This is a genomic window from Pseudomonas xanthosomatis (genome assembly GCF_019139835.1).
Classification (GTDB): Bacteria; Pseudomonadota; Gammaproteobacteria; order Pseudomonadales; family Pseudomonadaceae; genus Aquipseudomonas; species Aquipseudomonas fakonensis.
Window position 1 is genome coordinate 4,182,992 of record NZ_CP077075.1, and the last position, 22,230, is coordinate 4,205,221.

Sequence of the window (22,230 nt, forward strand, 5' to 3'; positions counted from 1 at the left end):
GCTTCAGGCAGCAGCCAGCAACTCCCGCACCCGTGCCACCAGCGTTTCAAGCCCGAACGGCTTGGTCAGCACCTGCATCCCCGGCGCCAGCAGGCCGCTTTCATTGAGGGCCTGCTGCACGTAGCCGGTGATGAACAGCACCTTCAGCCCTGGGCGCAGCTCCAGCCCGGCATCCGCCAACTGCCGGCCATTCATGCCGCCAGGCAAGCCGACGTCGGTCAGCAGCAGGTCGATATGCGCCTCGGAACGCAACACCTGCAACCCATCCAGGCTGTCGCCCGCCTGGATCACCGTGTGGCCGAACTCCCCCAGCACCTCGGCGGTGAGCATGCGCATGGTCGGCTCATCCTCCACCAGCAGGATCGCCCCCTGGCTTTGCGCACAGGGTTCGCCTGGCAGGGCCGGCTGTTGCGGCGCCTCACCGAGGTGGCGCGGCAGGTACAGGGCCACCGTGGTGCCTTCGCCCGGCACCGAGTCAATGCGCACCTGGCCACCGGACTGCTGGGCAAAGCCATAGATCATCGACAATCCAAGCCCGGTGCCCTGGCCAATTGGCTTGGTGGTGAAGAACGGCTCGAACACATGGGCCAGCACCTCTGGCGGCATACCCGCACCGGTGTCGCTGACCCGCAGGCACAGGTAATCGCCGTCGGGCAGCTCCAGGCGCTTGGCAGGCTCGCCGACCAGCACCTGATTGGCGGCCTCCAGGGTTATGCGCCCGCCGCCCGGCATGGCGTCGCGGGCGTTGATGCACAGGTTGAGCACGGCGTTTTCCAGCTGGCTGGGGTCGACGAAAGCGGGCCACAGGGCCGTATCGGCCTGGGTACGCACGCTGATCGCCGAACCACTGGTGCGTGCCACCAGCTCGCTCATGCCGTGCATCAAAGCCCGCACGTCGGTGGCCCGAGGCTCCAGGGTCTGGCGCCGGGAGAATGCCAACAGCCGGTGGGTCAAGGCCGCGGCGCGGCGGGCGGCGTCCTGGGCCGCGCCCAGGTAACGCTCGGCATCGCGGCCCTGGTTGGGCTGCTGGCCGAGCATCTCCAACGCCCCGCTGATACTTCCCAGCAGGTTGTTGAAATCGTGGGCCAGGCCACCGGTCAACTGGCCAACCGCTTCCATTTTCTGCGACTGGCGCAGGCGCTCTTCCACCTGCATCAGCTCGCGGGTGCGCTCGTTCACCCGCTTTTCGAGGGTTTCGTTGAGCTCGCGCAATTCGGCGGCCAGATGGCGCTGCTGCTCTTCGGTTTCGCGCAGCCTGTCGCAGGTGCGCGCCAGCTCCTGCTCGCGATTGCGCAGGCTTTCTTCTGCAAGGGTGCGGTCCAGCAGGTCGGCGGCGGTACGAGCGAGAATATCCAGCAGGCGCAAGGTGCGCTCACTGGGGTGGTGAGGGGCGCGCCAATGGTTGGAAATCATGCCCAGCAGGCGCCCGTCGCGGGCCATTAGCGGCGTGGTCTGCGCCGAACGAATACCGGCGCGGCGAAACGCCTGCAGTTCCTCGGTATCGGCGATTTCCGGCCACTGTTCAAAGTCGGCGATAATCGCCCGCCGCCCCTGGCGCAGTGCCAGCCCGCAGCTGCTCAAGGCATCGAACCTCACCCATTGCCAGAACTGCACGGCATCGTCGGGCAGCCCCCGCGAGCACAACAGCTTGAGCACACCGCCGTGGGGCTGCGGGCTGTGCAACTGCATGGTGGCGAACTGCGAACCGGTGATGCTCATAGCGGCATCCACCACCTTGGCGTACAACGCCATGCTGTCCTGCTCCCCCATCAGGGCGGTGCTGATGCTGTGCAGCAGTTCGATATCCAGCCCGGGGCTGGCCGCGCCTCTGGCGTTATTGGCCAGGTCCTGGGCGGCAGGTCCGTTCGCGGCGGTCATGGTGAGGTCCTGAAGGCAAGATACGATCGCATCAAGCGTAGCAATAAAGGGCCTGGTCGCTCCACACCCGGCGAGGGTTTCCAGCCCTGCCAGCAGTCGCTATGCTTGCCCGCTCTAGTACAGGCTTCCCAAGGACAAAACCATGGCCAGGCCCATGCTCCTGCTAACCACGGCGCTACTGCTCAGCCCCGCCTTGCAGGCCTCTCAGATCCAGCGCCAGCTGGGCGAATTCGACTTCAAGCTCGGCACCAGCGCCTCGCGCAGCATGGCTCAGGGCCTGATCTCGCCGAGCCCGGCCGGTGCTTTTCATGGCGGCCTCGACGTCAGTCACGAAAGTGGCTGGTATGTCGGCCAGTACGCGCCGAGCCTGGGCTTGAGCGCGGCCTCCACCCTGCGCCTGGACAGCTACCTGGGCTACAAGCGGCGCTTCGATGGCAGCCTGGGCCTGGAAGCCGGCTTGATCCATTACAGCCAGCCAAACCTGGCAGGCAATGACAGCTATGCCCTGTACGGTGGCGTATCGGTGTTCGGCAGCCGCTTCGGCGGCGCCTGGCGCGACAACCCGGACAACCGCACCGGCACCCTGTTCGCCAACCTCGGCGAACTGCCACTGCTGGGCATCGACCTGACCTTCAAGGTGGCCCACCACCAACTGGGTACGCCGTTCGTGGTCGGTGACGGCAGCGAGGTGCAGGCGTTCAACGACTGGTCGCTGCAGTTGTCGCGGCCTTGGCTGGGCATCGACCTCGACCTGATCTATAGCAACTCGGACCTGCAGGGCGGTGGGTGTGCGGCCTATGCCGGGATCAACGCCTATTGCCAGAGCATGGTGACGTTCAAGGCGCAGCGCAGTTTCTTCTAAAGCTTCGATTGCAACACCCATCAGGTGACCTGCAACAACACAGGGAGGGCCTGACGGGAATGAACGCCCGGGTGGATGCGCACCGGTGCACTCGGGAGCTTTGCCCCAGCGCCGATTTTTTTGCACATGCCGCCCCCGATTCCCCAATGCCGGGGAACCCCGCCCACCCGCCACGCCCTGCTCGGTACCTGCCATTTTCAGCCAAACCCTCGCCGCGCCTGGCCTGCAGGCCTTTGTGAAAACTCTGGCACAAGTGTTCCCTTCCCCTTTTGGACCGCGGTGTTGCCTCTCCCTGGCGCCACGTTTTTTTGGGGGTCGGGTTCGGGGTTTGATGGTGATTGCTTTTGGAGATGTATGCACATTCATTGACGATAGAGGCTTTTCGTCACCTTTCCGCCCTTACGGCGGGTTACTTTGGTCGCGGCCAAAGTAACCAAAGCCGCCCTGCTCCCATCATCCGGCCCCCTACGCTGCGCTTCGGGGGTTCCCTCGCTCCGGGCTTGCTCCGGAGGTACGCGCCGACGGGCCGTCCCTGGCCCGATCGGCGCTCGACCGGCATCCATGCCGGTCGCCCTCCTACGCAATCCCTACGCTCGGCCTCCTGAAGTCGCGATTTGTGTTGTCTGAACTACCGCGCACTTAGAAGCAAGATCAAGAGCCAGATCAAGAGCCAGATCAAGAGCCAGATCAAGAGCAGAGATATTGGTTTAGTTATTATTGATGTGTTGTTTGTTCGGGCCCTATCGCCGGCTTGCCGGCGATTGCGATCTTGAGTTCCCACAAATGTCAACTAGCGACCGAGCTGCGTACTCATAGGCGCCGCCCCTAACTTCGCGACTTCAGGAGGCCGAACGCAGGGATTGCGTAGGGGGGCGACCGGCATGGATGCCGGTCGAGCGCCGATCGGGCCAGGGACGGCCCGTCGGCGCGTACCCCCGGAGCAAGCCCGGAGTGAGGGTACCCCGGAGCGAAGCGTAGGGGCCGTATGAATGGAGCGAGGATTTTTTGGTGACTTTTTGATCCTTCAAAAAGTTACCCGCCGTAAAGGCGGAAAGGTGAATAAGCGTCAATACAAATAATGAATGCACATACAACTTTCAAAACAAAAACAACTAAACCTACAACCAATTCAATTCAAAACCAAAGTCTCACGCCAAGAAATTAAAGCCCCAGATATATACCCGCCGCCCCTCCAGAAAACCCGCACCCCGGTGCAAACAGATATCCCAACGTCGCCCCCAACGAAGCACACCCCCTCCCCACACGCTCTACTGGCCCAACAACAACAAAAACAACAGCGCGCGCCACCCAAGCCAAAGCTGCCAGACCACCGGAGAGCACACCCTATGTCCACCCCCCACGAGGTACCACCCGCCACCCTGCGCCGCGTCATCGCCGCCTCCGCCATCGGCAACTTCGTCGAGTGGTTCGACTTTGCGGTTTACGGCTTCCTCGCCACCCTGATCGCCAGCCAGTTCTTCACCGGCGAAAGCGCAAGCGTCGCCCTGCTCAAAACCTTCGCCGTGTTCGCCGTGGCCTTCGCGCTACGCCCGCTCGGCGGCATCGTGTTCGGCGCCCTCGGCGACCGGCTCGGGCGCAAACGCATCCTCTCGCTGACCATCCTGCTGATGGCCGGTTCCACAACCCTGATCGGCCTGCTGCCAACCTACGCCAGCATCGGCGTACTGGCCCCGGTGCTGCTCACCCTGGCCCGCTGCCTGCAGGGCTTTTCTGCCGGCGGCGAGTACGCCGGCGCCTGCGCCTACCTGATGGAGCACGCGCCACAAAACAAACGCGCGTTCTACGGCAGCTTCGTGCCCGTATCGACCTTCTCGGCATTTGCCTGCGCGGCGGTGATCGCCTATGGGCTGGAAGCCAGCCTCAGCGCAGAGGCCATGAACGCCTGGGGCTGGCGCATCCCGTTCCTGGTGGCCGCGCCGCTGGGGCTGGTCGGGCTGTACCTGCGCTGGCGCATGGAAGAAACCCCGGCGTTTCGCCAGGCCATCGCCGAAGGCAAGCAGCACGCCCACTCGCCGCTGGCCGACACCCTGCGCCACCATGGCCGCACCATCCGCAACCTCGGCGCGTTCATCTCGCTGACGGCGCTGTCGTTCTACATGTTCACCACCTACTTCGCCACCTACCTGCAGACCGTCGGCCAACTGAGCCGCGCCCAGGCGCTGCTGGTGTCCACCGTGGCGCTGCTGTTCGCCGCCGCCGGCTGCCCGCTGGCTGGGGCTTTCAGTGACCGCGTGGGCCGCAGGCGGACCATCGGCTTCACCTGCATCTGGGTGATGCTGGCGGTGTTCCCGGCCTACTGGCTGGCCAGTTCCGGCTCACTCAGCGGCGCCCTGCTGGGGGTGATCCTGCTGGCCATCGGCGCATTGCTGAGCGGGGTGGTCACCGCCGCGCTGCTGTCCGAGTGCTTCCCCACCCGCAGCCGCTATACCGCCTCGGCGATTACCTACAACGTCGCTTACACCCTGTTCGGCGGCACCGCACCACTGGTGGCCACCTGGCTGATCGAGCAGAGCGGTAGCCGCCTGGCACCGGCGTTCTACCTGGTGGTGATCGCGCTGCTGGCCTTGATCGGCGGCCTGGCACTGCCGGAAACCTCGCGGGTATCGCTGCATGACGAGCCCGTCACGGATGCCCAAGGCCAGGCAGACTCGGCCTGAACCGTAAAAGCCGGCCCCTGCAGCAGGTTGCATCTGCCTGTAGGAGCCGGCTTGCCGGCGACAGGGCCTTCAGCCGCTGCCGCCAATCAAAACAACTCACCTACCGACACTTCGTGACAAAACAATGACTTGCCGAGCCATTGCGCTATCCAGCACACCTGATTAAGCCGCTAATTATTTACGGCATTAACTTCTTGCGCTAAAAATCAATTAAATGGCGCCAATATAAAGGCGCTAAAACACCTGTTTGAATATTTATTTTATTTTGCGGGAACCAAGTGATGGCAATTGCCCATTATCTCGCGCTAGGATCCATTTCATCGAAGGCCAAAGCCACTGCGCATAGCGCCTTCACCCCTCCTCCATGCGCCAAGGACTGGAATCGCTGCATGCTGCACAGATGGATGCTGTGAACGGTTGTTGACCGTATAACCGTTCTTTCTCGCTAGTTGTTTGAACCGCGTGCTCCCCAGCGCGCGACACTTGCCTGTGCTTTACATTTCCCTGATGGAGTCGATAACTACATGGATTACTTCCTTGGCGAAATCCGCCTGTTCCCGTTTGGCATCACCCCCAAGGGGTGGGCGCCCTGCAACGGCCAACTGCTCTCGGTTCAGTCGAACGCGGCACTGTTCGCACTCCTCGGCACCCGGTTTGGCGGTAACGGCAGCACCAACTTTGGCCTGCCAGACCTGCGCGGCCGCGTTGCCGTGGGCACCAACGACCTCACCCAGGTGGGCCAGCAAGCCGGCTCCGAATCGAACACCTTGACCGCAAACCAGCTGCCCCCGCACACCCACAGCATCACGGTCAGCGTCGCCTCGGCCAACAACTCGGCACCTGACGGCGCTTTCTTCGGCGTCAGCCTGCTTAACTCCGGCCTCGCCGGTGGCGCGACCTACGTCGCCGCAGGCAGCCCCACACAGACCGCCCTTCACCCCGACACCATCAGTTCGGCGTTCCCCAATGTGCCCGCCGAAAACCGCCAGCCCACACTGGGCATGAATTATTGCATCTCGCTGAGCGGCGTTTTCCCGCCCCGCCAGTGAAACGCCTACCAACAGCACATTTTTGACCAGGGGCAAGACATGTCTGATCCATATGTTGGTGAAGTCCGGATTTTCGCAGGCCAGTACGCGCCAGTCGGCTGGCATCTGTGTGACGGCACCGTGATGCAGATCACGGGCAACGAAGCGTTGTACTCGCTCATCGGTACTGTTTATGGGGGGGATGGCAGAACCACGTTCGCCCTGCCGGACCTGCGCGGGCGCGCGCCGGTCAGCCAAGGCCAGGGCAACGGCCTGAGCAACGTGGCACTGGGCCAGAGCTCAGGGTTCGAGCAGGTCACACTGACCTACGACAACCTCCCCTCCCACACGCACCTGTTCGTCGCCAGCACCGCCGTGGCCGACCAGACGGCGCCGACTACAGGCATCAACGCGCCCATTCGCACGTTCGGCACCTTCACCCAGAACAAAGCCGTCAACGGCCTGTACAACACCGGGTCCAAAGCAAGCGCGCTGGTTCAGCTCAACCAGGCCTGCGTTGGCCAGACCGGTGGTGCTGGAGGGGCAGCAACATCTGCCGACAACATGATGAACTCGATGCCCATGAACTACATCATCGCCCTGCTGGGCGTTTACCCATCGCAAGCCTGAGGAAGTGAAATAAACATGGACGCTTTCTACGGTGAAATCCGGCTGTTTCCGTACAACTACATTCCACAGGACTGGGCGGCCTGCAATGGCCAGCAAATGGCGATCACTCAATACGCGGCGGTGTTCGCCATCCTCGGCACCACGTTCGGTGGTGACGGGCGGGTCACGTTCAACCTGCCCAACCTCAACGCCAGCGCGGTGATCGGCAGCGGCAACGGTAACGGCCTCACGCCGCGTCCGTTCGGCAAGGCAGTGGGGGCCAATACCACCACACTGACGCTTGCGAACATGCCTGCCCACAACCATGCCATCACGGTAGCGGACGGCACCGATGGCGCCATCCAGAACAGCCCCGCCAACAACGCCTACCTGCAGTCGCCACGCCAGAGCAAGATGTTCAACATGACGCCCACTGCGGGTTGCACCTTGGCCAGCTCGACAGTGGGAGCCGCGGGCCAGGCTGCGCCGGTGAACAACATGCAGCCGTACCTCAACTTGGTCTACTGCATGTGCGTCTCCAACGGCTATTGGCCAGAGAAGCCCTGATGCAAAGCGCCCGCATCGCCGAGCGCCTGCGTTCGGCCTGCCCCGCCCTGGCCACTTTCACCCTGCGCCCGCAGGGTGAGGGTGACCTGGGTTTTTTGCGTCAGCTGTTCGTCAGCCGGCGCTGGGCCGAGGCCTGCGCGATGCCGGGTTGGGACGACCAGCAACGCCTGGCCTTTCTGCACAGCCAGGCAGACCTGCAGCAGCGCCACTATGCCCAGCACTACAGCAGCGCCGCGTTTCTGATCGTCGAGGTGCAAGGCCAGGCCATCGGCCGCGTGTGCATCAACGCCGCTGGTGACAGCCTGCGCCTGGTGGATATAGCGCTGCTGGGGCAATGGCAACGGCGCGGGATAGGCGCCACCGTGCTGCGTGCCCTCACTGCACTGGCCGATGAGTCGGGGGCCAGCGTGGCCCTGTCGGTGGACAGTTTCAGCCCGGCTCGCAGGCTATATGAGCGCCATGGCTTTCAGGCCCTGCCAGGCGAAGGCCTGCAGCTGCAGATGCACAGGCCCGCCAATCCACTTCGGGAGCGTGCGCCCATGACCGGCTAGCCGCACACAAGCATGCCCCTGAACTACCGTCGGCCTGCCCGGCGGCGCCCTCGTTACCTTGAGCCGTAGACCATCGCAAAGCGGAATATGGCAGGAAGCCCCATGACACATTCAGCCCATCGCCAGGGAACCTGGCTGTACCGCACATTCGCCTTGTTCTGCCTGCTATGGCTCAGCCAGGTCTTCGCCATTGCTCAGGCCGCCCCGGTCATCAGCCCGGCCTCCGGCACCTACCTGGGCAGCGTGCCGTTGAACCAGTCGTTCAGCGTGACGCTCACCGCCACCGCCGGCAGCGGCGGCTACCAGGGCTGGTACGAGTGCGATGCCAGCGATATCAACTACGACCCCACCGCCCAGTGCATGCCGACGGGGCTGGTGATCAACGAAAGCTTCGGCAGCGCCACCACCACCATCAGCGGTACACCCACGGTGGCCGGGCACTATGACTTCTACGTCTCGGTCTACGATGGCAACTCGCTGCTGCCTGGCGTGGCTCGCTACACCCTCGACGTCGGCGCCAGCAGCACCCCGACTCTGACCGGCATCAGCCCCAACAGCGGCAGCACCGCAGGCGGCACCAGCGTGACCCTGACCGGCACCAACCTCACCGGCGCCACTGCGGTCACCATCGGCGGCACAGCCGCCACCAGCGTCAGCGTGGTCAACGCCACCACCATCACCGCCACCACCCCGGCCCACGCCGCCGGTGCGGTCAATGTGGTGGTGACCACCCCAAGCGGCTCGGCCACCCTGACCAATGGCTACACCTATGTCACGCCAGCGCCGACCTTGAGCAACGTCAGCCCCAACAACGGCAGCACCGCCGGCGGCACCAGCGTGACCCTGACCGGCACCAACCTCACCGGCGCCACCGCGGTTACCATCGGCGGCACGGCCGCCACCAGCGTCACCGTGGTCAACGCCACCACCATCACCGCCACCACCCCGGCCCACGCCGCCGGTGCGGTCAACGTGGTGGTGACCACCCCGGGCGGCACGGCCACCCTGACCAACGCCTACACCTATGTCACGCCCACGCCGACCTTGAGCAACGTCAGCCCCAACAACGGCACCACCGCCGGCGGCACCAGCGTGACCCTCACCGGCACCAACTTCAGCGGCGCCACCGGGGTTACCTTCGGCGGCCTTTCTGCCACCGGTATCGTCGTGGTCAACGCCACCACCATTACCGCCACCACCCCGGCCAATGCCGCCGGTGCGGTCAACGTGGTGGTCACCACCCCGGGCGGCACCGCCACCCTGACCAACGGCTATACCTACGTAACCCCGGCGCCGACCCTGACTGGCGCCAGCCCCAACAGCGGCAGCACCGGCGGCAGCACCAGCGTGACCCTGACGGGTACCAACCTGATCGGCACCACGGGCGTCACCTTCGGCGGTAGCGCCGCCACCGGCGTGACCATCAACAGCAGCACCTCGGTCACAGTAGTCACCCCGGCCCATGCTGCCGGCGCGGTGGATGTCGTACTCAGCACCCCGGGCGGCACCGCCACCCTGGTCAGCGGCTACACCTATGTCGCCCCCTCGCCGCCCGTGGCCGGTGCGGTCAGCGTCACGGTGGCGGCCAACAGCAGCGCCAACCCCATCACCCTGAACCTCAGCGGCGGTACCGCCACCAGCGTGGCCGTGGCCAGCGGGCCGAGCCAGGGCACCACCAACGTTTCCGGGACCAGCATCACCTACACCCCCACCGCCGGCTACTCCGGTGGCGACAGCTTCACCTACACCGCCACCGGCCCAGGCGGTACTTCGGCGCCCGCCACGGTCACCATCACCATCAACGCGCCGACCCTGGTCATCAGCCCGAGCAGCCTGCCCAACGCTACGGCCAGCAACGCCTACAGCCAGACCCTGAGCACCGCCAACGGTGCTACGCCTTACAGCTACGTGGTCACCTCCGGCGCCGTGCCGCCCGGCCTGAGCCTGGCCAGCGGCGGCGTGCTGAGCGGCACCCCCAGCGCCGTCGGCACCTTCAATTTCACGGTCACCTCCACCGACGCCCACAACGCCACCGGCAGCCAGGCCTACAGCCTGACCGTGGTCGCGGCGACCATCGCCATCAGCCCCACCACCCTTGGCCCGCTCACTGCAGGTACGGCTTACAGCCAAACCCTGAGCGCCACCGGCGGCAACGGCAGCTACACCTGGTCGACCGCCGGCTCGCTGCCGCCCGGCATTACCGTCAGCAGCGGCGGCGTGGTCAGCGGCACGCCGACCAGCAGCGGCAACTACAGCTTCACCGTTACCGCCACCGACAGCCTCGGCTCAACCGGCTCGCGGGGTTACGCCGTGACGGTCAACGACCAGGCACCCGTCGCCAACAACTCGACCCTGACCGTGCAAGGCGGCAGCAACAACAACCCGGTCGCCCTGAACCTCACCGGTGGCTCGGTGAGCCAGGTGAGCATCGTCTCCAATGCCAGCAACGGCACCGCCACCGCCACCGGCACTACCATCCTGTTCACCCCGGCCGCGGGCTTTGCCGGCACCGACAGCTTCACCTACAACGCCACCGGCCCAGGCGGTACGTCCAATACCGCCACCGTCAGCGTGACGGTCACCGCGCCGACCATCAGCATCACCCCCGCGACCCTGACCAACGCCACGCAGAACACCGCCTACTCGCAGACCCTGACCGCCAGCGGCAGCAGCGGCTCGTACGCCTTCAGCGTAGTGGCAGGCAGCCTGCCGGCGGGTATGAACCTGTCGGCGGTCGGCTCGCTCAGCGGCACGCCCACCGCTGCCGGCACCAGCAACTTCACCGTGCGCGCCATGAGCAGCAGCGGCTTCTTCGGCGACCAGGCCTACACTCTGACGGTCAACAGCCTGGCGCCAGTGGCCGGCGCGGTGAGTCTCAGCGTGGCAGCCAACAGTTCGGCCAACCCGGTCACGCTCAACCTCAGCGGTGGCGCCGCCACCAGCGTCAGCGTGAGCAGCGCCCCGACCCACGGCACCACCTCGGTGAGCGGTACCAGCATCAGCTACACCCCCACCGCTGGCTACTCCGGCCCGGACAGCTTCAGCTACATTGCCACCGGCGCCGGTGGTAGCTCGTCAGCGGCAACCGTGAGCATCACCGTGCTGGCGCCCACCCTGGCGATCACCCCGGCCACCCCGGCCCTGCCTGCAGCCACCCAGAACGCCGCCTACAGCCAGAGCCTGAGCACCAGCGGCGGTACCGCGCCGTACAGCTTCAGCGTAACCAGCGGCGCACTGCCGGCCGGCCTGACCCTGGACGCCAGCGGCAGCCTCAGCGGCACGCCGACGGCGGTGGCCACCAGTAACTTCACAGTCACCGTCACCGACGCCAACGGCGCCACCGGCAGCCGCGCCTACAGCCTGGAAGTAGCAGCCCAGAGCGTGGTAGTACCGCCAAGCAGCGAAGCCGTGGAGCCGGGCCAGACCGCCACAGTCGACCTGACCCGCGGCGCCACCGGCGGCCCGTTCACCAGCGCCACCCTGTTGTCGGTGAGCCCGCCTTCGGCCGGTACCGCACGCATGACCGGCCCGTTCACCATGAGCTTCGTCCCGGCAGCGGGCTTCAGCGGCAGCGCGGTGGTCAGCTTCAGCCTGCTGGCCGCCAGCGGCGCGGTGGGCAACAGCTTCGTCACCTTTGCCGTGCAGACGCGCCCCGACCCGACCAAGGACGCCGAAGTGATCGGCCTGCTCAACGCCCAGTCGCGGGCCGCCGAGCGCTTTGCCAGCACCCAGATGGACAACTTCAACCGCCGCCTGGAGCAGCTGCACCGCCCCACCTGTGACCGCAACTCGTTCAACGCCAGCGTGCGCCACGGCCGCGATGACGTGAGCCTGGGCAGCCTGGGCAAGGCCCTGCGCGACGAGCTGGATGGCAACGGCAAGGGCGTTGACGAAGACGACGACGAAAAACGCCGCCAGGAGCGCGACAGTTCCCGCGCCACCACCGGCGAATGCCGCGAAGAGGCCTTGGCGTTCTGGACCGACGGCTTCGTCAATACCGGTTCCAACCGCGCCCGTGGTGCCAAGGACAACAGCTTCACCACCTATGGTTTGAGCGCCGGCATGGACTATCGCCTGTCGCCCCGTGCCGTGGTGGGTGTGGGCTTTGGCTACGGCAACGACCGCGCCGACATCGGCGAGCACGACACCCGCAGCGAGGGCGATGCCCTGGGCCTGGCGGCTTACCTGAGCGTCAACCCGCTGTCGGAGGTGTATATCGATGCGCTGCTCGGCTACAACCGTATCAGCTTCGATTCGCGCCGCTACGTCACCGCCGACCCGTCCAACGGCTATGCCCATGGCTCGCGCGATGCCGACCAGCTGTTCGCCTCGCTGACCGCCAGCTACGAGTACCGCCAGGGGTCGCTGTCGCTGGCCCCGTATGCGCGGATCAACAGCAGCTACACCAAGCTCGATGCCTTCAGCGAGCGCGGTGGCGGTGCCTATGCCCTGACCTACGAGGAGCAGACCCTGCGCTACTTCACCTCGTTCGTGGGGGTGCGCTCGGGTTATGACATCGACACCCGCTTCGGCGTGCTCACCCCGCGGGTGGGCCTGGCCTGGGGCCACAACTTCAGCCGCAACCAGGACTACCGCATGCGCTACGCCGACCAGGGTAGCGACGGAGTGCTGTACCGGTTGTCGCCCGACCCGATGGACACCAACTTCATGGACCTGGACACCGGGCTGGACCTGACCCTGGGCCGCAGCTGGCGCCTGGGCTTCTCGTACAAGACCGCGCTGGGCACCAATGAGCGCAACGAGATGTTCCGTATCGGGCTGGATGGCAAGTTCTGACCTGCCCTCACCTGCAATGAACAAGGCCACCGCGAGGTGGCCTTTTTTGTGTCGCCTATGCGGGCCTCATCGCGGGCAAGCCCGCTCCTACAGCTACGGCGCCAGATTGAAACGCTGCGCGCTTGTGTGGGAGCGGGCTTGCCCGCGATGGGGCCGCCAGCCTTAGTGCAGATCGAAGCGGTCGAGCTCCATTACCTTCACCCAGGCCGCCACGAAGTCCTTGACGAACTTGTCCTTGGCATCGCTGCTGCCGTACACCTCGCTCAAAGCGCGAAGTTGGGCGTGGGAGCCGAATACCAGGTCGACCCGGCTGGCGGTCCATTTCACCTGGCCGGTCTTGCGATCACGGCCTTCGAAGGCTTCGTTGTCGGCCGAGGTCGGCTTCCACTCCACGCCCATGTCCAGCAGGTTGCGGAAGAAGTCGTTGCTCAGCACCCCGACCTTGTCGGTGAACACGCCTTGCTGATTACCACCATGGTTGGCCCCCAGCACCCGCAGGCCACCCACCAGCACGGTGAGTTCCGGCGCGGTCAGGGTCAACAGCTGAGCCTTGTCCAGCAGCAGCTTCTCAGCCTTGACGCTGTAGCGGGCCTTGCTGAAGTTGCGCAGGCCATCGGCCAGGGGCTCCAGCACGGCGAACGACTCGACGTCGGTCTGTTCTTGCGAGGCATCCACCCGGCCCGGGCGGAATGGCACGCTGATGCTGTGCCCGGCATCCTTGGCGGCTTTTTCCACCGCCGCGCTGCCGGCCAGCACGATCAGGTCGGCCAGGGAGATCTTGTTGCCGCCCTCGCTGCGGATTTTCTCCAGTGCCGCCAGCACCTTGTCGACGCCCTCGTTGGCCTTCCAGCCTTTCTGCGGCTCCAGGCGCAGGCGTGCACCGTTGGCACCACCGCGCTTGTCCGAACCGCGGAAGGTAGAGGCCGACGCCCAGGCGGTCGCCACCAGCTCACCGACGCTCAAGCCCGAAGCCAGCACCTTGGCCTTCAGCGCGTCGATATCTGCCTCGCCCGGCACCGGGCCGGCCTTGGGCAGCGGGTCTTGCCACAGCAGTTCTTCGTTGGGCATTTCCGGGCCCAGGTAACGGGCCAGCGGGCCCATGTCGCGGTGGATCAGCTTGTACCAGGCGCGGGCAAAGGCATCGGCCAACTGGTCAGGGTTGTCCTTGAAGCGCTTGGCAATGGGGCCGTAAATCGGGTCGAAGCGCAGCGCCAGGTCCGAGGTGAGCATCGAGGGCGCGTGCTTTTTGCCCGCATCGTGGGCATCCGGCACGGTGCCTGCGCCCTTGCCGTCCTTCGGCCGCCACTGGTGGGCGCCGGCCGGGCTCTTGGTCAGCTCCCACTCGAAGTTGAACAGGTTGTTCAGGTACTCGTTGCTCCACCTGGTCGGCGTCGAGGTCCAGGTCACTTCCAGGCCGCTGGTGATGGTGTCGCCCCCCTTGCCGCTGCCGAACTTGTTGGCCCAGCCCAGGCCCTGCAGCTCAAGGCCCGCAGCTTCAGGCTCAGGGCCGACGTTGTCGGCAGGGCCGGCGCCGTGGGTTTTGCCGAAGGCATGGCCGCCGGCGATCAGCGCCACGGTTTCTTCATCGTTCATGGCCATGCGGCCGAAGGTCTCGCGGATATCCTTGCCCGAGGCGACCGGGTCGGGGTTGCCTTCCGGGCCTTCAGGGTTCACGTAGATCAAGCCCATCTGCACGGCGGCCAGGGGGTTTTCCAGGTTGCGCTCGCCTTGCAGGGTGCGGCTTTGTTCTTCAGGGCGCTTGGCAGGCTCGGCCACCAGGTCACCCTTGCCCGGCGGCTGGGCCTTGCCGTAACGGGTGTCGCCGCCCAGCCAGACCTTTTCCGAGCCCCAGTACACGTCTTCGTCCGGCTCCCATACATCGGCGCGCCCGCCAGAGAAGCCAAAGGTCTTGAAGCCCATGGACTCCAGCGCGACGTTGCCGGTGAGCACGATCAGGTCGGCCCAGGAGATCTTGTTGCCGTACTTCTGCTTGATCGGCCACAGCAGGCGCCGGGCTTTGTCCAGGCTGACGTTATCGGGCCAGCTGTTGAGCGGGGCAAAGCGTTGCTGGCCAGAACCGGCGCCGCCGCGGCCATCACCAATGCGGTAGGTGCCGGCGCTGTGCCAGGCCATACGCACGAACAGCGGGCCGTAGTGGCCGAAGTCCGCCGGCCACCAGTCCTGGGAGTCGGTCATCAGCGCGGTGAGGTCTTGTTTGAGGGCCTGGAAGTCGAGGCTCTTGAACGCCTTGGCGTAGTCGAAGGCAGGGTCGGGGCTGGACTTGGCCGAATGCTGGTGGAGGATGCGCAGGTTGAGCTGGTCAGGCCACCAGTCACGGTTGCTGGTGCCGCCACCGGCGGTCTGGTGGAACGGGCATTTCGATTCGTTCGACATCTGCTTGTACCTTTTGTGTCGGGCTGCTCATCAGGTGTCGTCGGTCTAGGCCGACATCGGGCTTGCCAAGGTCTCAGGGCGGCACCGGCAGGGTCTTGCACCCTGGTGCTCAGGCACGGCCGCAGGGGCATTTCACGGGGCCACGGGAAAGACTAGCCGAGCTTGGCCAGAGGTCTAATAGAGCCGCTATTGAGGGGCAATAGCCTGCGCACATCGGTACAAGCCAAACGGCGCCGATCCGTGCTTCAATCTGCGGTCACCCTCCGCCCAAGGCCCCTGTGCATGAACCGCAACGACCTGCGCCGCGTCGACATGAACCTGCTGGTGGTGTTCGAATCGTTGATGATCGAACGCAACCTGACCCGCGTGGGCGAAAAGCTGTTCATCACCCAGCCCACCGTGAGCGCCGCCCTGGCGCGCCTGCGCGATTTGTTCGACGACCCGCTGCTGATCCGCAACGGCCGGGCCATGGAGCCGACGCCCCGGGCCATGCAGATCTTCCACGAGCTGGGCCCGGCCATGGATGTTATTTCGGCGGCCATCAGCCGGGCCAAGACCTTCGAGCCTGCCAGCAGCTGCAACGTGTTCCGCCTGGGGCTGTCGGACGACGCCGAATTCGGCCTGTTCCCGCCGCTGCTGGAGGCCCTGCGCGAAGAAGCGCCGCAGATCAGCGTGGTGGTGCGCCGTGCCAACTTCCTGCTGATGCCGGCGCTGCTGGCCTCGGGCGAAATCTCGGTGGGGGTCAGCTACACCACCGAACTGCCGGCCAACGCCAAGCGCCGCAAGCTGCGCGACATCGGCGTGCGCGTGCTGCGCGCCGACAGCCGCCCGGGGCCGCTGACCCTGGACGAATACTGCAGCCGCCCGCATGTGATGGTGTCGTTCTCGGGCGACATGAGCGGCAACATCGACCTGGACCTTGCGCGTATCGGCCGCTGCCGCAAGGTGGTACTGGCGGTGCCGCAGTTCGGCAGCCTGCGCGCGCTGCTGCGCAACACCGAGATGATCGCCACGGTGCCCGACTACGCCGCCTGCGCCCTGGCCGACGACGGCAGCCTGCGCGCCGACCCGGCACCGTTCGAGATCGCCGAGGCCGAGCTGTCGATGGCCTGGAGCAGCGCCCACGACAACGACCCGGCCGAGCGCTGGCTGCGCGATCGCATTTTGCAGTTCATGAGCAAGGCCGGCTGAACCATCAACCCCGTCGATAGCCAACATGCCTGCCATCGAGTTCCGTCGATGGCAGCGGGCGGCGAAAATGGCCGCCATTGCACATTCGACGAGGCACTTCCCATGAAAACCGGCATGATCGCCGCCCTGCTGGCCCTGCTCGCGTCCCTCACCGGCTGCGCCAGCCCGCAGGCCAACCAGCCTGGCAACCACTTGTACTCGGCCACCGAGCTTTCCAGCGTCAGCCTGAGCCATGGCCAGCATGTGGCGGTGCTGCTGGGGCGCAATGCCGCTGCCACCCTGGACTACCTGCAACGCCACCGCGACCAGGCCGCCCCGGCCAGCGGCCAGGTAACCAAGGTGGCAACCCTGGGCGGCAACCAGGCTTATGCCTGGCTGGCCAGTTCGCTGGCCCAGCAATTCGCCGAAGTGACCTTCTACGAAGACCTCGACACCCTGCTGGCCGACCGTCCCGACGTGATCGTGCTGCTGGATGCCCGGAGCAAGCTGGCCAGCAGCGGCAGTGAAGACATTCAGGCCAGCGTGGTGGCGCGGTTTTTCGATGGGCAACTGACCTATATCGGCCGTGCCGAGGGGGTTTCGCGCAAGGGCGCCGAAGGTACCGACCTGGTGCGTCAGTTGCAGGATGAACAGAGCGTGCAGGCCGACGCGCTGCGCCAGTTCGATGCGTCGTTGAAGGTGTTGCTGCAAGGGGCGGTGTGACCCATCGCCGAGCGCACCGGCAGCACGGCCCCTGTAGAAGCGTCAGCTTCAGGCCACCACAGCCTGCAAACGCTGCCACAACCGCTGCACATGCTCACGCTCGGTCGGCAACGCCCCCACCGATACCCGCACCATCCAGCGGCCCTCGAGGGTAGCCGGGGTCACGTAAGCATCCCCCGAAGCATTCAAACGCTCGGCCCAGCCACGGGTATGGGCATCCAGCGCCTCGCCGTCCAAGCCCGCCGGGCGATGGCGGATGCACAGGGTCTGCAGTTGCACCGGCGCCAGCAGCTCCCATTCAGCCGCAGCCTCGACCTGCTGCGCCAGCCAGCGGGCGTTGTCCAAGTCGCGCCGCAGGCGCTGTTGCAGGGCCTCGACCCCTTCGCTGCGCAGCATGAACCACAGCTTCAAGGCGCGGAACCGGCGCCCCAGCGGGATGCCCCAGTCGCGCAGGTTCTTCACCTCGCCATCCACCGCCGATTGCAGGTAGCTGGGGTTGGTGCTCATCACCCGGATCAGGTGCTGCGGGTCACGCACGTAGTAAATCGAGCAATCGAAGGCCACCCCCAGCCATTTATGCGCGTTGACCACCACCGAATCGGCCAGCTCGATGCCGTCCCACATCCAGCGGCATTCCGGCAGGATCATCGCAGAACCTGCCATGGCCGAGTCCACGTGCAGCCACAGCTTGTGGGCCTGGGCGATCTCGCCGACCGGGCGCAGCGGGTCCAGCGCGGTGGTGGCGGTGGTGCCGGTGGTGGCCACCACCGCGCAGGGCTGGTTGCCGGCGACCAGGTCCTGCTCGATGGCTTCGCGCAGCGCTTGCGGGCACATGGCGTAGTGCTCGTCGGTGGCGATCAGGCGGATGTTGTCACGGCCAAAGCCTGCCAGCAGCGCGGCCTTGTCCACCGAGCTGTGGGCGTGGGCACTGACGTAGACGATCAGCGGTTTGCCCTGGGCCTGCAGGCCGCCGTGCACCTGGGCGTGCCCGGTGGCGCGCTCGCGGGCGCAGATAAGCGCCACCAGGGTGCTGGTGGACGCGGTGTCCTGAATAACCCCGCTCCACTGGCCGGACAACCCCAGCAGTTGGCGCAGCCAGTCGAGGGTGGTTTCTTCCAGCTCGCTCAAGGCCGGGCTGGACTGCCACGACAGGCCCAGCACGCCCAGGCCGGTGCTGAGGAAATCGCCCAGTACCGACGACAGCGTGCCGTTGGAGGGGAAGTAACCGTAGAAGTCCGGGTGCTGCCAGTGGGACAGGCCCGGCATCACCAGCTTGTCGACGTCATCGAGGATGGCCTGGAACGGCTCGCCCTGCCGGGGGGCGGTTTGCGGCAGGGCCGACTTCAGGTAGCCGGGCTCGACCTGGGCCATGACCGGGCGTTCGCCGACGCTCTGGCGGTAGTCGGCGATCAGGTCGATCAGTTGGTGGCCGTACTGGCGGAATTGTTCGGGGGTCACGGGGTCGCCTCCTGAGGGTGATCAGTTGCCTGTACCGGCCTCTTCGCGGGCAAGCCCGCTCCCACAGGGCTCGTGCAATACCTGTGGGAGCGGGCTTGCCCGCGAAGAGGCCGGTACGGGCAACACAATGCCCCCCAGTCTAAGCACTCCCGCGCATTCGAATAACCCCGCTTCGCGCATAGCTGCTATGGCAAAGGCGCATGCCCGCCCTGCACGCCGAACTGCGACTGGCGCCACAGCTCGTACACCCGGTTGCGCAGCCAACGGTGCTCGGCCGAGGCCTGCAGACGCTGGTGCCACACCACCCAGTAGCGTTGGGTGTGCTCGACAAAGCCCAGCGGCCGCCAGGCCAGCCCGTGCAGGCGCGCCAGCTGGCGAGCGATATGCTCGGGTACCGTGGCCAGCGCCTGGCCATTGCCCAGCACCTGCACCATGGCACTGAAAAACGGCACCTCCAGGCTGACCCGGCGTTGCAGGCCCTGGGCGCGCAGGTGGCGGTCGATGAAGCTGTCCTTGTCGCCGCCGCCGGACACCCGTACATGCTTGAACGCCAGGTAGTCGTCCTGGCCCAAAATGGCTGTTGCTGCCAGCGGGTGATCCTGGCGCATCAGCGCTACCGCGCGGTCTTCGCCCAGCAGGCGGCCATGCAGGTTGGGCGGCGATTCATCGAACAGCGTGGTGGCCAGGTCGATCTCGCCACTGGCCAGCAAGGCGTACTGCCCGGCCTGCCAGGTGCGGTATTCCAGCGACACCCCCGGCGCCTCGCGCTCCAGTGCCGCCACCAGCAACGGCAGCATGTGTTCGGCCACGTAGTCCGAGGCGGCCAGGCAAAAACGCCGCTCGCAGCGGGCCGGGTCGAAGGCCGCCGGCTGGCGCATGGCGGCCAGCTCGTCGAGCACCTGGCGTAGCGGCTCCACCAGGGTTTCGGCGTGCTCGCTGAGCACGTAGCCACGGCCCTGGCGCACCAGCAGCGGGTCGTCGAAGGCCTCGCGCAGGCTGGCCAACTGGCGGCTCAAGGCGCTCTGGCTGCAGCCCAGGCGTTCGGCGGCGTGGCTGAGGTTTTTCAGTTGCAGCAGGCAGTCGAGGGTGCGCAGGTGGGCAAGGCTGAGGGAGGCGAAGGTGGGGGTCATGGCGTGGGTCCGAAAATGATCGCGGGGCAAGCCCGCTCCCACAAGGAAGTGGGAGCAGGCTTGCCCCGCGATGATGCCGCCCAGATTCAGTCAGTCAGGCCGACGTAGACGTTCTGCACGTCTTCGTTTTCGTCGATGGCTTCGAGGAAGGCTTCGACTTCGGCCAGGGCTTCGGCGCTCAGGCTGGCGGCGCTGACCGGGTTTTTCGGGGTGTAGCCGATTTTTGCCGAGGTAACGGTGAAGCCTTGCTCTGGCAGGGCTTTTTGCACCGCGTCCAGGTCGGTGGTGTCGGTGATGAACAGGGTCGAGCCCTCTTCTTCACCCTCTTCGAAGTCCTGGGCGCCGGCTTCGATGGCCGCCATTTCCGGGTCGGCGTCACCTTCCGGGGTGGCCTCGATCAGGCCGACATGGTTGAAGTCCCAGGCCACCGAGCCGCTGGCACCCAGCTGGCCCTTGCGGAACAGCACGCGGATCTGCGCCACGGTGCGGTTGATGTTGTCGGTCAGGCACTCGACGATCAGCGGCACCTGGTGCGGCGCGAAGCCTTCGTAGCTGACGGCGTGGTACTGCACGGCTTCGCCGTCAAGGCCGGCGCCTTTCTTGATGGCGCGTTCCAGGGTTTCACGGGTCATCGAGGCTTTTTTGGCCTGGACGATGGCCAGGCGCAGGCGCGGGTTCATGTCCGGGTCGGCGCCGGATTTGGCGGCGATCTGGATCTCCTTGGCCAGCTTGCCCATGATCTTGCCCTTGGCGTTGGCCGCGGTCTCTCTATGCTTGGCTTTCCACTGTGCGCCCATTTCAACTCTCTTGTTTCAAGGGCCGGTTCAGGAAGCGACCGGCCAAAAGTGGGGAGAGTTTATACGCCCTCGGGCCTGTGATCGACAAGAAATCGTGTTGGCTTGTTCGCGGGTAAACCCGCTCCCACAGGTTATGCGTGGCCCTGTGGGAGCGGGTTACCCGCGAACAAGCCAACCCGGTGTCAGCCCTTGTCCGCCTTCCCCGCCGCCGCCGCGAACCTGGCCAGCCGCACATCCAGCCGCCGCGGTCGCAGGCCATGGTCCTCTGCCCGCTCCTTGCGGCGGATGGCGTTGCGCACCATCAGCGACCCCAGGTAGCGGATCGGCTCCGGCGGGAACTGCCCCAGCGGCCCCTTGACCAGCGGCGAGCGGGTCCAGGGGTTGTCCAGCCCCAGGGCCAGCGACGAGAGAATCTGCCCGCCCATATGGCACGGCCCCACCCCGCTGCCCGAATAACCAAAGCCATAGAACACGTTGCCCTGCCCGTCGAGCCGGCCGAAAAACGGCAGGCCGGTCACCGAGCGGTCCGACGGCCCGTTCCAGCTGGCCGCCAGCGCCACCTCGGCCAGTGCCGGGAAGAACTCGGCCAGGCTCTCGCGCAGCAGCGGCTGGTACGGCGACGGCTGGTCGAACACCGGCAGCATGCGCCCGCCATAGGCGAAGGTGTTGCCACCCTTGCCCAGCATCAGCCGGCCATCAGAGGTGTTGTGGTAGTAGTGCACGAAAATCCGCGAGTCGAGCACGCTCACGCCGCTGTCCAGGCCGACCTGGCGCAACAGTTCGGGGCACGGCTCGGTGATCACCATGTCGCTGGAAACAATCGCCACGCTGCGCTCGAACTGCGGGAAGGCCCGCGCCATCCAGGCGTTCAGGCCCAGCACCACGCGGTCGGCGCGGATGGTCCCCCGGGCCGTGTGCACCTGGGCCGGCGCGCCATGGGCAAGGCCGGTCATGGCCGTGCCTTCGTGAATGCGCACCCCGCGCTGCAAGGCCACCCGGCGCAGCCCGCGCACCAGGTGCCCGGGCTGCACGGTGGCGGCGGCCGGCGAGAACCAGCCCTCCAGGTGGCGCTCGGAGCCGGCCAGGCGCTGCAACTGCTGCAGCGGCAAACGCTGGAACGAGTTGATGCCCTGGCGCTGCAGCGCGGCAATCACCGCGTCGGTACCGCCCAGCTGGGCCTTGTTGGTTGCCGTGTACAGGGTGCCGTCCATGCGGTAGTCGCAATCGATGCCGTTGGCCGCGCAGAACGCGCCGATCGCAGCGATGCTGCGCTCCGACTCGCTGACCAGGCGCACCGCCTCTGCCACCCCGAACAGGCGCTCGAGGGTAAAGTACTTGGCCGACCACGACAGCGCGCAACCGCCGTTGCGCCCGCTGGCACCGGCGCCGCAGATATCGGCCTCGATCAGCAGCACATCCAGCTGCGGCGCCTGCTCCTTGAGCATCAACGCGGTCCACAGCCCGGTGTAGCCACCACCGACGATGCACACATCGCAGCGGGCATCGCCTTGCAGCGGCGGGCACAGGGCCCCGTCTTCCTGCTCCAGGGCCTGTTGCAGCCAGAACGGTCTCATCAGGGGTATTTCCT

At 66.0% G+C, this 22,230-nt stretch carries 15 protein-coding genes; 9 read left to right on the top strand and 6 right to left on the bottom strand.

What is annotated here, in order from left to right:
- Positions 1–3: 3 nt before the first annotated feature.
- Positions 4–1,878, bottom strand: coding sequence for an ATP-binding protein (locus KSS93_RS18365; protein WP_217885387.1), 1,875 nt, complete (start codon positions 1,876–1,878; stop codon positions 4–6).
- Positions 1,879–2,020: 142 nt separating this feature from the next.
- On the opposite strand from KSS93_RS18365, the gene KSS93_RS18370 reads away from it, so the two are divergent.
- From KSS93_RS18370 to KSS93_RS18400, 7 genes are all read left to right on the top strand, one after another.
- Positions 2,021–2,740 (top strand): TorF family putative porin, encoded by a 720-nt coding sequence (locus tag KSS93_RS18370; protein ID WP_217885388.1) that lies wholly within the window; start codon positions 2,021–2,023, stop codon positions 2,738–2,740.
- Between the two features lie 1,346 nt (positions 2,741–4,086).
- Positions 4,087–5,418: an MFS transporter gene (locus KSS93_RS18375; RefSeq protein ID WP_217885389.1), complete on the top strand. Its 1,332-nt coding sequence runs from the start codon at positions 4,087–4,089 to the stop codon at positions 5,416–5,418.
- A gap of 524 nt (positions 5,419–5,942) precedes the next feature.
- Positions 5,943–6,467, top strand: coding sequence for a phage tail protein (locus KSS93_RS18380; protein ID WP_217885390.1), 525 nt, complete (start codon positions 5,943–5,945; stop codon positions 6,465–6,467).
- 39 nt (positions 6,468–6,506) lie between these two features.
- Positions 6,507–7,076 (top strand): phage tail protein, encoded by a 570-nt coding sequence (locus KSS93_RS18385; RefSeq protein ID WP_217885391.1) that lies wholly within the window; start codon positions 6,507–6,509, stop codon positions 7,074–7,076.
- Positions 7,077–7,091: 15 nt separating this feature from the next.
- Positions 7,092–7,622, top strand: coding sequence for a phage tail protein (locus KSS93_RS18390; RefSeq protein WP_217885392.1), 531 nt, complete (start codon positions 7,092–7,094; stop codon positions 7,620–7,622).
- Positions 7,622–8,173: a GNAT family N-acetyltransferase gene (locus KSS93_RS18395; RefSeq protein WP_217885393.1), complete on the top strand. Its 552-nt coding sequence runs from the start codon at positions 7,622–7,624 to the stop codon at positions 8,171–8,173. Before KSS93_RS18390 ends, KSS93_RS18395 begins: the two co-directional genes overlap by 1 nt.
- A gap of 102 nt (positions 8,174–8,275) precedes the next feature.
- Positions 8,276–12,970 carry a putative Ig domain-containing protein gene (locus KSS93_RS18400; protein WP_217885394.1) on the top strand — a complete coding sequence of 1,565 codons (4,695 nt, stop codon included), beginning with the start codon at positions 8,276–8,278 and terminating at the stop codon, positions 12,968–12,970.
- 162 nt (positions 12,971–13,132) lie between these two features.
- Here KSS93_RS18400 and katG read toward each other — a convergent pair whose 3' ends face one another.
- Positions 13,133–15,364 (bottom strand): catalase/peroxidase HPI, encoded by a 2,232-nt coding sequence (gene katG, locus KSS93_RS18405; protein WP_217885395.1) that lies wholly within the window; start codon positions 15,362–15,364, stop codon positions 13,133–13,135.
- Positions 15,365–15,646: 282 nt separating this feature from the next.
- Between katG and KSS93_RS18410 the strand changes: the two genes are divergently transcribed.
- Positions 15,647–16,555: a LysR family transcriptional regulator gene (locus KSS93_RS18410; protein WP_217885396.1), complete on the top strand. Its 909-nt coding sequence runs from the start codon at positions 15,647–15,649 to the stop codon at positions 16,553–16,555.
- Positions 16,556–16,657: 102 nt separating this feature from the next.
- Positions 16,658–17,257: a hypothetical protein gene (locus KSS93_RS18415; RefSeq protein ID WP_217885397.1), complete on the top strand. Its 600-nt coding sequence runs from the start codon at positions 16,658–16,660 to the stop codon at positions 17,255–17,257.
- Positions 17,258–17,305: 48 nt separating this feature from the next.
- Here the strand turns inward: KSS93_RS18415 and KSS93_RS18420 are convergent, their stop codons facing one another.
- From KSS93_RS18420 to KSS93_RS18435, 4 genes are all read right to left on the bottom strand, one after another.
- Positions 17,306–18,715 (bottom strand): DOPA decarboxylase, encoded by a 1,410-nt coding sequence (locus KSS93_RS18420; RefSeq protein ID WP_217885398.1) that lies wholly within the window; start codon positions 18,713–18,715, stop codon positions 17,306–17,308.
- A gap of 185 nt (positions 18,716–18,900) precedes the next feature.
- Positions 18,901–19,845 carry a LysR family transcriptional regulator gene (locus KSS93_RS18425; protein WP_217885399.1) on the bottom strand — a complete coding sequence of 315 codons (945 nt, stop codon included), beginning with the start codon at positions 19,843–19,845 and terminating at the stop codon, positions 18,901–18,903.
- An 86-nt stretch (positions 19,846–19,931) separates the two neighbouring features.
- Positions 19,932–20,642: a YebC/PmpR family DNA-binding transcriptional regulator gene (locus tag KSS93_RS18430; RefSeq protein ID WP_011533576.1), complete on the bottom strand. Its 711-nt coding sequence runs from the start codon at positions 20,640–20,642 to the stop codon at positions 19,932–19,934.
- Positions 20,643–20,824: 182 nt separating this feature from the next.
- Entirely contained in the window at positions 20,825–22,216 is a 1,392-nt protein-coding gene (locus tag KSS93_RS18435; RefSeq protein WP_217885400.1) for an FAD-dependent oxidoreductase, read from the bottom strand.
- Positions 22,217–22,230 lie beyond the last annotated feature (14 nt).

Excerpts from the sequence above, each read along its gene's own strand:
- KSS93_RS18365 (WP_217885387.1), bottom strand. The coding sequence starts at position 1,878 with ATGACCGCCGCGAACGGACCTGCCGCCCAGGACCTGGCCAATAACGCC.
- KSS93_RS18370 (WP_217885388.1), top strand. The coding sequence starts at position 2,021 with ATGGCCAGGCCCATGCTCCTGCTAACCACGGCGCTACTGCTCAGCCCC.
- KSS93_RS18375 (WP_217885389.1), top strand. The coding sequence starts at position 4,087 with ATGTCCACCCCCCACGAGGTACCACCCGCCACCCTGCGCCGCGTCATC.
- KSS93_RS18380 (WP_217885390.1), top strand. The coding sequence starts at position 5,943 with ATGGATTACTTCCTTGGCGAAATCCGCCTGTTCCCGTTTGGCATCACC.
- KSS93_RS18385 (WP_217885391.1), top strand. The coding sequence starts at position 6,507 with ATGTCTGATCCATATGTTGGTGAAGTCCGGATTTTCGCAGGCCAGTAC.
- KSS93_RS18390 (WP_217885392.1), top strand. The coding sequence starts at position 7,092 with ATGGACGCTTTCTACGGTGAAATCCGGCTGTTTCCGTACAACTACATT.
- KSS93_RS18395 (WP_217885393.1), top strand. The coding sequence starts at position 7,622 with ATGCAAAGCGCCCGCATCGCCGAGCGCCTGCGTTCGGCCTGCCCCGCC.
- KSS93_RS18400 (WP_217885394.1), top strand. The coding sequence starts at position 8,276 with ATGACACATTCAGCCCATCGCCAGGGAACCTGGCTGTACCGCACATTC.
- katG (WP_217885395.1), bottom strand. The coding sequence starts at position 15,364 with ATGTCGAACGAATCGAAATGCCCGTTCCACCAGACCGCCGGTGGCGGC.
- KSS93_RS18410 (WP_217885396.1), top strand. The coding sequence starts at position 15,647 with ATGAACCGCAACGACCTGCGCCGCGTCGACATGAACCTGCTGGTGGTG.
- KSS93_RS18415 (WP_217885397.1), top strand. The coding sequence starts at position 16,658 with ATGAAAACCGGCATGATCGCCGCCCTGCTGGCCCTGCTCGCGTCCCTC.
- KSS93_RS18425 (WP_217885399.1), bottom strand. The coding sequence starts at position 19,845 with ATGACCCCCACCTTCGCCTCCCTCAGCCTTGCCCACCTGCGCACCCTC.
- KSS93_RS18430 (WP_011533576.1), bottom strand. The coding sequence starts at position 20,642 with ATGGGCGCACAGTGGAAAGCCAAGCATAGAGAGACCGCGGCCAACGCC.
- KSS93_RS18435 (WP_217885400.1), bottom strand. The coding sequence starts at position 22,216 with ATGAGACCGTTCTGGCTGCAACAGGCCCTGGAGCAGGAAGACGGGGCC.